Annotated in this window: 10 protein-coding genes; 8 read left to right on the forward strand and 2 right to left on the reverse strand. The window is 58.2% G+C overall.

Annotated features, from left to right (window positions below; all coding sequences use genetic code 11):
- Positions 1-51: 51 nt before the first annotated feature.
- The gene (locus tag FJU08_RS15190) at positions 52-681 is read right to left on the reverse strand and encodes an NADPH-dependent F420 reductase (protein ID WP_141149866.1); all 630 of its coding nucleotides are present in this window, start codon (positions 679-681) and stop codon (positions 52-54) included.
- Positions 682-835: 154 nt separating this feature from the next.
- Between FJU08_RS15190 and FJU08_RS15195 the strand changes: the two genes are divergently transcribed.
- From FJU08_RS15195 to FJU08_RS15220, 6 genes are all read left to right on the forward strand, one after another.
- Positions 836-1,726, forward strand: a complete 891-nt coding sequence (locus FJU08_RS15195) for a LysR family transcriptional regulator (protein ID WP_141149867.1) — start codon at positions 836-838, stop codon at positions 1,724-1,726.
- 171 nt (positions 1,727-1,897) lie between these two features.
- Positions 1,898-2,320 (forward strand): universal stress protein, encoded by a 423-nt coding sequence (locus FJU08_RS15200; RefSeq protein ID WP_235890741.1) that lies wholly within the window; start codon positions 1,898-1,900, stop codon positions 2,318-2,320.
- Between the two features lie 134 nt (positions 2,321-2,454).
- The gene (locus FJU08_RS15205) at positions 2,455-4,068 is read left to right on the forward strand and encodes a BCCT family transporter (protein WP_141149868.1); all 1,614 of its coding nucleotides are present in this window, start codon (positions 2,455-2,457) and stop codon (positions 4,066-4,068) included.
- A 449-nt stretch (positions 4,069-4,517) separates the two neighbouring features.
- A complete protein-coding gene (locus FJU08_RS15210; protein ID WP_141149869.1) occupies positions 4,518-6,326 on the forward strand; it encodes a hypothetical protein in 1,809 nt (602 codons plus the stop codon).
- A 154-nt stretch (positions 6,327-6,480) separates the two neighbouring features.
- Positions 6,481-6,777: an ArsR/SmtB family transcription factor gene (locus FJU08_RS15215; RefSeq protein ID WP_141149870.1), complete on the forward strand. Its 297-nt coding sequence runs from the start codon at positions 6,481-6,483 to the stop codon at positions 6,775-6,777.
- A 57-nt stretch (positions 6,778-6,834) separates the two neighbouring features.
- A complete protein-coding gene (locus tag FJU08_RS15220) occupies positions 6,835-8,118 on the forward strand; it encodes an MFS transporter (protein WP_141149871.1) in 1,284 nt (427 codons plus the stop codon).
- A gap of 248 nt (positions 8,119-8,366) precedes the next feature.
- Here FJU08_RS15220 and FJU08_RS15225 read toward each other — a convergent pair whose 3' ends face one another.
- On the reverse strand, positions 8,367-9,557 hold the full coding sequence (locus FJU08_RS15225; protein WP_141149872.1) for a hypothetical protein: 1,191 nt from the start codon (positions 9,555-9,557) through the stop codon (positions 8,367-8,369).
- Between the two features lie 768 nt (positions 9,558-10,325).
- Between FJU08_RS15225 and FJU08_RS15230 the strand changes: the two genes are divergently transcribed.
- Together FJU08_RS15230 and FJU08_RS15235 are read left to right on the forward strand one after the other, a co-directional pair.
- Positions 10,326-10,766 carry an ABC transporter substrate-binding protein gene (locus tag FJU08_RS15230; RefSeq protein WP_141149873.1) on the forward strand — a complete coding sequence of 147 codons (441 nt, stop codon included), beginning with the start codon at positions 10,326-10,328 and terminating at the stop codon, positions 10,764-10,766.
- The gene (locus tag FJU08_RS15235) at positions 10,766-11,770 is read left to right on the forward strand and encodes an ABC transporter permease subunit (RefSeq protein ID WP_141149874.1); all 1,005 of its coding nucleotides are present in this window, start codon (positions 10,766-10,768) and stop codon (positions 11,768-11,770) included. Before FJU08_RS15230 ends, FJU08_RS15235 begins: the two co-directional genes overlap by 1 nt.
- The last annotated feature ends 1 nt before the right edge of the window (position 11,771 follow it).

The following is an 11,771-nucleotide window of genomic DNA, read 5'->3' on the forward strand; positions in this document are numbered from 1 at the left end:
GCCGCCGCATGGAAGCGGCGGCAAATTAAAGGGTTTGGGAGGAGGGTGATTTTAGCGGGCGAGCCAGAGCGGGGCGATTTCCGTGCCCTGACCGAGCATGTAGCCGAACTGGATGTTCATGAAGCCAAGCGGCTCAAGATAGCGGGCGTTCTTCAGGCCACCGGCATTGCGGGCATCAAAGCCAGCATCCTTGGCAAGGGAGATGACCGCATCACGGGCCGCCTCGTCATCACTGGCAACAAATGTCTGCAGCGTGTGGCCGCCAAAGGTGAAGCTGCCGCCATAAAGACCGGCAAAGACGGTGTTGAAAGCCTTGACCACGCGGGCAGCCGGCAGAAGCTTTGCAATTTCTTCGGCAGCCGAACTTTCGCCTGAGACAGAAAGCGCCGAAAAGTCTTCGGTGATCGGGTTGGTCACGTCGATGACGATCTTGCCCTCGAAATCAGCCTCTGCTGCAATCGCCGCAACCGCGCCATAAGGCACAGCAAAGATGATGGCATCAGCCTGGGCAACAGCTTCGGCAATGGATGCGGCCTGAACCGTCAGGCCTTCGCCTTTCAGCGTATCAGCCAGCGCCTGACCGCCCTTGCGGTCGGCAACAACGACGCCGTGGCGCGTCTTGGCGAAAGTGCGGGCCAGGCCCGAGCCGATGTTACCGGTACCGATAATCGCGATGTTCATCGTTCTTCTCCTTGGGGGCGCTTGAGCGCCTGTCACTGGGCTTTCGGATCGTTCCGGCCCGTTGTTCGATGACCAGAAGATGCACCTTGCAGATATTCTTTAAAAGGGCGAATATATGGATTGATATTCGCCGATTTGTTCTGAAAGGAAAATCATGGACACGCTGGACGGGTTCCGCGTTTTTGTCGCCGCCGTTGAGACCGGCTCCTTTGCCGGTGCGGGTGAACGGCTGGGCATATCGGGCAAGCTTGCATCGAAATATCTGGCCGCGCTGGAGGACCGGTTCGGTGCCCGGCTTTTGCAGCGCACGACCCGGCGGCTCGGCATGACGGTTGCAGGCGAGCGGCTTTATCAGCGCCTGCCGGGATGGCTCGATACGCTGGAAGATATTCGCAATGACATCAAGAACGACGGGCGGGGGCTCTCAGGCACGCTACGCATCTCCGCCCCGGTGACATTCGGCGAAATGCATGTGCTGAACAGCCTTGCTGCCTTCCGCAGCCTTCACCCTGACCTGACCATCGATCTCAGGCTTTCCGACGCCTATGCCGATCTTGCCGCCGAAGGCGTCGATCTCGCCATCCGTATCGGCCAGTTGCAGAATTCAGCACTGATTGCCCGCAAAATCGGCCACACTGCCCTGGTTCTGGTGGCAGCCCCTGAATATCTGGAAAAACATGGTACGCCACTGCGGATCGAAGAACTGGCAGACCATAGCTGCATCCGTGACACCAATATGCGCACACCCGGCGGCACATGGCCGCTGATGAACAAGGGCGAAACCGTCAGGATCAGGGTTGGCGGGCATTTTCTGGTCAATTCGGCCCGTTCGGTGCGTGAATTGTGCCTGGCCGGAGAAGGGGTCGCCCTCGCGCCGGACTATGCCGTTTCACGTGCGATCGAAGATGGCCGTCTGATACGCATATTGCCAGACAGCGCCGGGCCGGGCCTTGATATCCACGCTGTCTACCTCGATGGCCGCCGCATGCCACGGCGCGTCCGCGCCTTCCTCGACCATCTGAAAGCCAAACCGCTGGTGTCCTGAATATCGCCTGGGCGCATCCGTTTGCAATGCAATGGGGCTCATGTTAGCCTTTATGGCAATAATGCGGCACAGCCGGTAATTCAAATTCACTCATCGGCGCGCCGAGACAACAGCGTCTTTGAAAAAGGAAGAATAACGGGACGGCAATCCCGAAAATATAAAGGAATAGCGGTGACGACATTTACCAGAATCATGGCACCGGTGGATCTGGCCCATCTGGACAGGCTCAAGCGCGCACTGGATATTGCTGCGGACCTTTCAGGTTTCTATGGAGCCCCCGTCACCTATGTCGGTATTTCCGCCGCAACGCCCGGCGCGCTTGGGCACAATCCGGCAGAATTTGCTGAAAAGCTGCGCCAGTTCGCAGATCTAGAGGGTAACCGCCGCGGCATTGCCACGGCCTCCCACCCCGTTATTACCCATGATCCCGCCCGCGATCTGAACCCGGCCCTTGCCAAGGCGGTCGAAACAATTGGCGCCGATCTGGTCGTCATGGCGACCCATATACCCAATATCGCCGACCATTTCTGGCCATCCCATGGCGGTGCACTATCTCAACATACAAAAGCCTCTGTTTTCTTGGTGAGACCTTAATCGGGAGCCGAATTATCGGCTAGGCCGCTGATCAATGCAGGATTGTATCCGCATTTGGACGACGACAGCTATCTGGCAGTGTCTTGAGGGAGGCGGCGGGAAAGCAAGGCGCAAATAAAAGAAGGAGAGACAATATGAGCGACACGGGCATTCCGGAACCGGAAGGCGAGACTGATCTGATCGAAACGGATTACGAAATCGGTCAGGACAATATCACCACGTCAATCGGTCCATTCGGCCTGGATGTCCACAATCCGGTTTTTGCGATTTCGGGACTGACCATTGTCGCCTTCGTGCTGGTGACCCTGGCCTTCCAGAGCGAGGCCGGATCATTGTTCAATGGCTTGCGCGACTGGCTGACCTCGACCTTCGACTGGTTCTTTCTGCTGGCTGCCAATGTCTTCGTCGTCCTATGTCTGTTCCTGATTGTATCGCCTTACGGAAAAATCCGACTGGGCGGGAGCGAGGCGACGCCCGATTATTCCTATTCCGGCTGGTTCGCCATGCTGTTTGCCGCCGGCATGGGTATCGGCCTGATGTTCTACGGCGTTTCCGAACCGATCTCGCACTACACGTCATCGGTCGCAGCCAATGCCGGAACACCGGAAAGCTGGGCTCCGCTTGGCGGCGCGCCCGGCAATGAGGAAGCGGCCCGCCAGCTTGCCATGGCCGCCACCATCTTCCACTGGAGCCTGCACCCCTGGGCAATCTATGCCATTGTCGCCCTGGCGCTGGCGCTCTTCTCCTACAATAAGGGCCTGCCGCTGACCATGCGCTCGGTCTTCTACCCGATCTTCGGCGAACGGGTCTGGGGCTGGACCGGCCATGTGATCGATATTCTGGCGGTTTTCGCCACGCTGTTCGGCCTTGCCACCTCACTCGGCTTCGGCGCCGAACAGGCCAATGCCGGCCTCAATCACCTGTTCGGCATTCCGATCAACAATGTCTCAAAGGTCGTCCTGATCGTCGTCATCACCGGCATTGCCCTGACGTCAGTGGTTGCAGGCCTTGATGCCGGCGTCAAACGCCTGTCCGAAATCAACATGTATCTTGCCGCCCTGCTGCTGCTTTTCGTCCTGATCGTCGGACCGACCTTGCTGATTCTGAGCGGATTTTTCAGCAATCTGGTTGAATATGCCCGCTACCTGCCGGCACTTTCGAACCCGTTCGGACGCACCGACGACAATTTCCGCGATGGCTGGACCGCATTTTACTGGGCCTGGTGGATTTCCTGGTCACCCTTTGTCGGCATGTTCATCGCCCGCGTCTCGCGCGGCCGCACGGTGCGCGAATTCCTCACCTGCGTGCTGATCATTCCGTCCATCGTTTCCGTCCTGTGGATGACGGTCTTTGGCGATACGGCCATCCATGAACTCATCGATCAGTCCTATGCAGCGCTTGCCGACGCACCACTGGCACTGAAGCTCTTTGTCATGCTGGAGAAACTGCCATTGCAGGCCATCACCTCCGTGATCGGCATCGTGCTGGTGATCGTCTTCTTCGTCACCTCGTCGGATTCCGGCTCCCTGGTCATCGATACCATCACCGCCGGAGGCAAGGTGGATGCGCCCACACCGCAACGGGTTTTCTGGGCATCCTTCGAGGGACTGGTTGCCATCGCCCTGCTGCTTGGCGGCGGCCTTGGGGCGCTGCAGGCAATGGCCGTCTCAACCGGCTTTCCCTTCACCATCGTGCTGCTGCTCGCCTGCTATGCGATCCTTAAAGGACTGCATTCCGAACCGAGATAACACGGCCGACGGGGAAACCAGCAAAAGGGGATGGCCGATGCCATCCCCTTTTCGTTTGAGCGAGCGCAAATCAAGACGGCAGCTTTGCACTTATAATGCAACGCATTCTGCAATGAGGGGGCATGAGGCGCGCGCGGTGCGAGGGGGTACCTCGCGCGCGCTTCTGCAAGCCAGCCGAATTACAAATAAATAACATTACTGAATAGCAGCGTTTTCGGACCTCCGAACCGTTTTTCAGAAAAATCGAATATTAATTCCGACCTGATCGTCGTTTGGTTTCGTGTGAAGAAATTCGCCTGCCAAAGCAATGACCTACGCCATCAGTTCCCAATGGCTCTGGCCGCGTTTTGACGACCCCATATTCAGGGAACGCCTGGCATCCGTGCCTGAGCGGGAAGCGTCCATATCTCTTCCCGCTGGCGTTTCATCGCCTGAAGAAGGACAGGACAATGCCCGGATCCCGGTTTGAAACCCGCATTCACATGCCACCCGACCTCAACGCGCTCGAACGAGGCGAACCGCTCCGCATTCCCCGTCCGAAACGACATCAGACAGCAAGGCAACGAAGCGCACCCTCCATTGAAGCAAACGCCAGTCACAACCGCCGCACCGCCAGTAGCAGCACCGTAACCGTCAGGCCGGAGCTCAATCATGTCATTCACGGCGAAAGCGCCGAGATGCCGGAACTGACGGCGCGCTATATCAAACGTTTTCTGACCTTCCACAATGCCCGGCATGAACTCTACGAAAAGGAGCTGCAGGCAACCAAGGAAACACTAAACGCCAGTGTGCAGGGCGCGCTTGCACAGCTGCGTGCAGCACTTCCGGCAGACCATCCTTCTATACAGCGACTGGAAAAGCATTTCGAAGCAATGAAAAAGGGGATCCTGAAGCATAACAAGATGCATCAGGAAACCGTTCGTTCACTCGCGCGCGCCGACGGCAGCTTTGCCAGGGACAAGCCGGGTTGCCAGGCACGAATGAAGGAGTTCCTGACCGATGTTTTCGGACCATTGGCCTGCAGTGGCGGGGCCTGGGCCACGATTGTCTGCGCCATTCTTGGCAATGCAGGGCTGGGCGCCGCCATTCAGGCCGCATATGCCGCCGCTGATCCTGCTGAATGCAACATGGCAAAACCGCCTTCCGCGCCAACGACACCAGCAAGTGTCCCGGACGAAACAAACTGTTCGACGGTAGGCAGTGAATTCCTGCTTGAGCCGACATCAAACAAGCAGGCCTATCTCGCCGATGCCTGCATTAACGGTTTTCATGGCTTCACCAGCTTTGTTACCGATGTTCCCCGCGAACGCAGACTTGAGCTGGAAAATATCAAGACAAAGGCCTTCGGCCCCGAAATGTCGAAAACCGAGCGCTTCATATCGACGAGCAAACAATCATTGCTCATCTACTATTTTCTGGCGATGGCCCAGTCCTTCATCGCCTTTTTCGCCGCCAAATCCATTGATCCCAAGGATAGTGACTCGCAGCATTTTTTCTCCAGTCTTGGTGTCGGTCTGGCAACCGGAACCCTAAATGCGGTGATAGATGGCGGTCGCGAAGCGGGTCTGGCCAATGGCTCCGAGGCAACACGCCAATGGGCACGTGCCGGTAGTCGTATTATCGCCAGCAAGACCATTCCCCAGGTTATCAAAGGCCTTGTCGCAGGCTCCAGCGCCGCCAATATCGCTCTTGACGTCGTCTTTCTGGGGATCGGCGGCTCTGTCCGGGAGGAATGCGTCAACATGCTCGTTGGCAAGCTTCAGGAACACCTGGCGCCTTCCTGGACGGGGGAGGCCCGGGCGCTGATAGAAGTTGTCGTGGCCCTTAAGGCGTTCCTTGCAGAAAGTGCCAGCGAAGATCTCGAGAACGGACTGGATCTGGGGCTTTCCGACGGGATTGCCCGCGATGAAGTCAGCCATGCAATCGCCAGACTGCAGACAGAACTCAAGGCCCATCTTAAGGAACTAACCCACATCTATAACCTTCACGATACGACTGAGGACGTCACCGAAGGCGCCCGGCAGCTCTCGGAAAAACGCGAATATCTGAAGGCGACACAACAGGATTCGGCCTCCCTGTCATCTCTATTGAGCTCCATTCCCGCGCATACTGGCGGCCTTTTTCCCTGGCTAACGGGGCATGGCGGGCGATCCATACATAGCGAGGATCTCGAAGACAGTATCGTCTGCCCGGGCGATATCGCGTTGGCGCCAGCCACTTCAGGGCTCCGCCGCCGCCGCACGCACCACCCCGTTTAGTACGCCATGCATCCATTCGGATGCATGGCGTACTAAACCATTGAATCTACGCATCGTGCTTTCAGTAGCCCCGGGCCCGTTCCCCTCCCCCCGGCAATGCGAAGCCGGCGCGACAGGCTTGACTTTAATTAGAAAATAAACTAATTATTTAATCATGGATAGGCTGGCAGCAGAGATTTCCGCACTCTCCAACGAGAAGCGGCTTTGGATCCTTCAATGGCTGAAAGATCCAAAAACCGGGTTCGACCGCGGCGAAGCCACGTCCCGGCAGGGCATTTGTGGCCAGTCTATCGCAGACAGGCTCGGGGTCACGCCGGCAACGGCGTCGGTCCATCTCAAGATCCTGACGCAGGCTGGACTGATCCGGGCCGTGAGGGTCGGCAAATTCACCTATTTCGAACGTGACGATGCAGCACTTGCCGCACTCGCGGAGAAAATCGCACAGCTTTGAATACACGGATGCGGCCGGTCGCGCTTCGACCCTGCAACCGACTTGGGGAGACATCGGATGCAAACAGATGCGCAGAGCCGCCAATCCGGCGGCAACCCGTGGATTGTCGTTATCCTTGGTTTTGCCACGCTTGCCTTTTCCTTTTCCGTGAGGGGGTCCCTCTCGCTTGCCATGCCGCTCTGGCAGGTGGATTTCGGCTGGTCACGCAGTACGATCTCGGCAATCGCCGCCATGGCGATGATTGTCATGGCCCTAGTCGCTCCCTTTGCCGGCGGTCTTGCCGACCGCTATGGCGCGCGGGGTCTGCTTGCCGCCGGGCTTGGCGCGATCGGCATCGGCATGGCGCTGGTGACCATGGCGGTTCCGGGTGTTTCCGCCTATCTTCTGCCAGTGGGGTTTGCCGGCATCGCCGCCATCGGCTTTGGCAGCATCGCCCAGCATGTCGTTTCGGCTGCGGTGGCGCAGCGTTTTGATGAGAATCGCGGCCTGGCAACGGGCATCGCAACATCCGGCTCCACGGCGGGACAACTTGCACTCATGCCGCTTCTCGCCGCCCTGATGGCAGGCGGAGACTGGCAACGCCCCTTCATGATGCTGGCCATCGGCTGCTTCATTCTTGTCCCCGTGACCCTGCTGCTGCTCAGGCGCCCGGCACGGCCTGCACCCGCGCGACGCAATGCTGTAGAAACGGCAACGGCGTCGCATTCTCTTGGGCGGCGGATCGCGAACCTGTTCCTCAATCCTGTCTTTCACGCCCTGCTCTGGAGCTTTGCCATTTGCGGCTTCACCTCGACCGGCGTGATCGAAACACATCTCATGCCCTACGCCTCGGCCTGCGGCTTCGGCCCCATTCCAAGCGCAACAGCCTATGGAATTCTTTCCGGCGTCAATCTTATTGGCATGATCACAGCGGGCTATCTCGCCGACCGCATGCATCGCCCGCTATTGCTCGCGATCATCTATCTCATGCGAGCGCTGAGCTTCGTGCTGTTGATCTATATCTCGGACAATTATGCCCTGCTGCTGATCTTTTCCGTGATGTTCGGCTTCTTCGATTATTCCACCGTGCCGGTTCTCGCCTCCTATGTCGCAAGCCGGCTTGGCGTCGGCATGCTGGGGCTGGTCATGGGGTTGCTGTCAGCCGGGCATGCCCTGGGTGCAGCGGCCGGAGCCTGGGCCGGCGGCCTGTTTTTCGACAGCTATGGCTCCTATACCGCCGTATGGCTGATGGCGCTTGCCTTTGCGCTCCTCGCCGCCGCCATGGTGGCCGGTCTGAAAGATCGCGACGAAGACGGATATTCGCAGTCTGACAGTGACGACCTCGTACCGGCGGCCGGCTGACAAAGCCGCCGCAGTGCAGCACCACTACGAAGAGAAAATGAAAGTCGCTGCCGCTGATCCAGCCGGCTGGCGATGGCATGATGTGCCGGCGGAGGCAGCCGGCCTGTCAAAACACATCGTCGCCTGTCACCGGACCAGCGGCGCCCGTCACCGTCCAGATGGAACCCCACCGGAGGAGACAACCGGCATTGGGATCTGTTCCGCGACAGTGGTCTCTTGGCGGGGAGCAGAGGGGGCTCCCGCCCTGTTCAATATCCCGTCTTCCTTCTGATCATCTGCCGCATGTTTGACAGCACCTTACCCACCGCACTGCGACCGGTCTCAGACACAGCGCTGCCGGTTTGTCCTGACAGCCCGGCCATATAGGCCGCGACGCTTTCATTCACTGCGGCATAACCAAGCATGTGCTCGGCATGTTCGGGCCTGACGGCGCGCAACTGTTCCATTTTTTCCTGCCACTGGCTTTGCGTCAGGCTGGAGAGCATCCGGCAAATATCGTCATTCTTCAGCAAGACACAGGCGAGCGCCGGACCGTTTCCGGTAAACTCCCGCAGCAGCCCGGCCACTGCAGCATTGCTTTTTGGCGAGCTTGCTTTTGATTTCATACCGGCCTTGTTGAAGTTGTGCTTATCGAGAAGGCAGGGCAAACCAAATTCGCGCTTCTGTTCAGCGGCCAGAGGCAGATAAGCCACCATCTGCTCGCTAGCCAGCTCCCGCACATCCTGCACAGGCTGCATATGCTGAGATGCGCAGTCCTTGATCTTGTCGAGACAGGCGACCGACAACACATGCGCGCAAAGCGCCCGGAATCCGTCAGCCGAAACGTTGCGCGCCAGCTGGAGGGTCTTCGCCTTGCACATGAGCGTGTCGATCAGTTCCAGATTTTCAAATCGCCTCCCATTGACGGGAGCAGCCGCCTGGCATTCATCCCTAACCAGCTTCGCCAGCTCGGGATCCGACGGGATTTTTTTAAAGAGCTGGATCAGTTGCGCTTTCTGGTCATTATTCAGACCTATCTCGCTACATAAGAAACACACGCCGATCAGCAGATTGCGAAGCGCTTCCTTGCCTTCACAGGCCTCCAATACCCGCGAAACATCGGCAAAAGAGGTCTTCATATCGTCCGGCGCCAGAGCATTGAGCAGGGATGAAAAGGGGATATGCTTGCCGGGATGCTTGCACGAGATCCGCCTGATATCATCAACGCCGAGCGGCACAACGCCCCTATCACGGGCCCTCTCCCGCCAAACAACCACATTGTCGGCCCCTTCACGAAATGAAAGACCTGCGCCGCTGCTTGCTGCTTCGGAGATCCGTGAACGCGCCGAAGTGGTGGAGGACCGCCACTGATCGCGACCAACCGGACTTTCTGGCGGGCTTTCTGGTCGGCTCGTTCCAGAAAACTGCGCCGAGATCGAATCATCGCTCTGTGCCGCCATAGAGTTATTTCGCGTGACCTGGGGCGTGACTTGGGCCGTAACCTGGGGCGGATCCTGAGAGGGAAGCTGGGGTGGGTCCTGAGGGGGCACCGAATCCCGTCGCAGAACAGGACGTCGCTGCCATGCTGACTGGGCGTTCTGATGGGCTTGTATTCGTGCATCTAGCGCGGCGACCCGCGCTCTCACGCTTGGCTCCGGGGCCGCTACGCTGTCTATCGAGCGCGCGCCTAAAGCTTCTCCGGAGCTTGCGGAACAGGTTGAATTCATCATGGCACCACCTTTCGACCGTAAACATGTCCGGCGAGATAAGGCGATCGCCGCGTAATAGAAAATTCAATTTCCTTGATAATTTTCATTGGCTTACCACTGTAAGTACAAACCAACCCTGTCGCAGCGAAGACCTTGGCCCGCACTCAGGTCAGCCGCACCTGAGCAGGCAATGCAGGGCAAGGTTCGTGCAGAAACAACGCTTTCGCGACAGCGCGTTCTGACCTCGCCAATAGGCAGCCATGGTAATTTCCAAAACACGCAGGAAACAAACACCGACTCTCGAAAATGATGCATTGCAAATTGCCGGTAAATTTGTCAGACATATGTCATTAGACATTTCTTTTCAAATGTCCGCCCGTGTCGGAGCACCTGCCGGAACATTCCATATGCCGACCTCGAAACAATAAGCGAGGCGGATCAAGAGCGGGCATCAGCCAGCCATGCGGCGACTGACAAGCCCATCGGGAACAGTGTTGTGTCAATCAGGAGAGAATAGCGATGAACTTTGTCGCAGAGGCCATAATGGCGGGATTCATGTCCCTGTCGATGGTGCTGCCGGCTGCCGCCGAAAGCCAGATGACCGCCCGCAGGGATTTAAAGACCAGCACCTATGCCGACTACATGAAAACTGTCTATGTACGCGCCGGTCAGCCGGAGCTGACACAGATACCGCTCACGACCTTCGACAAGGACTATACCTTGACGCCGATGGCGGCAGAGAGCTGGGAGGTCAGCGATGATGGCCTGACCTGGACCTTTCATCTACAACCGGACCTCATCTGGAGCAACGGCGCGCAACTGACAGCCGGAGATTGTATTTTCGCCCTCAAACGCGCAGCAACCCAAGGCTATGATTTCGCCCGGTACTGGGATTTTGCTGGCGGCATCGACAACTGGAGAGCGGTGAAAGCGGCTCCGGCAAAAGTACGATCGGCTTGATGGCCATGCGGCTGACCGAGATTACGGCAGGCCAGGCTCTCCTCAACGGTGAGGATGTCACCGGGCTCAGCCCCGTTGCCATGCGGCCCCATCGCCGCGCCATGCAGACCATCTTTCAGGACAGCTATTCGGCGCTCGACCTGATGATGACGCTGGCCGATATCATTGCCGAACCGCTGCGCATCCACAGGATCGGCACGCGCAGCACACAGCGCGAGGAAACACTTTCATGGTTCGAGTGCGTCGGCCTCACGCGTGACTACGCCAATCGCGATCCGCATGAACTGTCCGGCGACCAGCGCCAGCGCGTTGCCGTCGCCCGTGCGCTGATCCTGAAACCGAAAGTTCTCGTGGCCGACGAGCCGACCTCGGCGTTCGAGGTTTCGCTCAAGGCACAAATCGTCAATCTCCTGCAGGATCTGCAGGCTGAAATGGGACGTTCCATCGTTTTCATCAGTCATGATCTGAGTGTGGTGCGCGGGCGCACCGACTGGATCATCATGAACGTGATCGAACTGTTTTCGGTGGTTCCGCCCTTGCTGGCGGCACTTCTTCTCGGCACCATCACCCGTGGCGGCTTTACCACCATCGTCTTCATCGCAGCCCTGTTGGGCTGGGTTCAGGTCTGCCTGCTGGTCCGGACTCAGGTGAAAGCCTTGCGTGAGAAGGAGTTTGTGACGGCGGCGCACGCGCTTGGTGCCTCGTCGTGGTATATCCTCTGGCGTCATCTGATCCCCAATGCCATATCCTCGGTCATTGTCGGATTCGTGCTGGCGATCCTACTTGCCATGATGCTGGAGGCCAGCCTCAGCTTTCTCGGCATCGGCATTCCGCCGCCGGTTCCAAGCTGGGGGCAGATGATCAATGTCGGCATGGATTTCATGTTTTTCTACTGGTTCATGGCGGCTTTCCCCACCGCCACCCTCGCACTTGCCATTCTCGCGACCACCCTGTTCGGCGATGGCCTGCGCGATGCACTCGATCCCACTTTGAAAGGTCGCTAAG

It is taken from the genome of Martelella alba (genome assembly GCF_006516955.1).
Classification (GTDB): domain Bacteria; phylum Pseudomonadota; class Alphaproteobacteria; order Rhizobiales; family Rhizobiaceae; genus Martelella; species Martelella alba.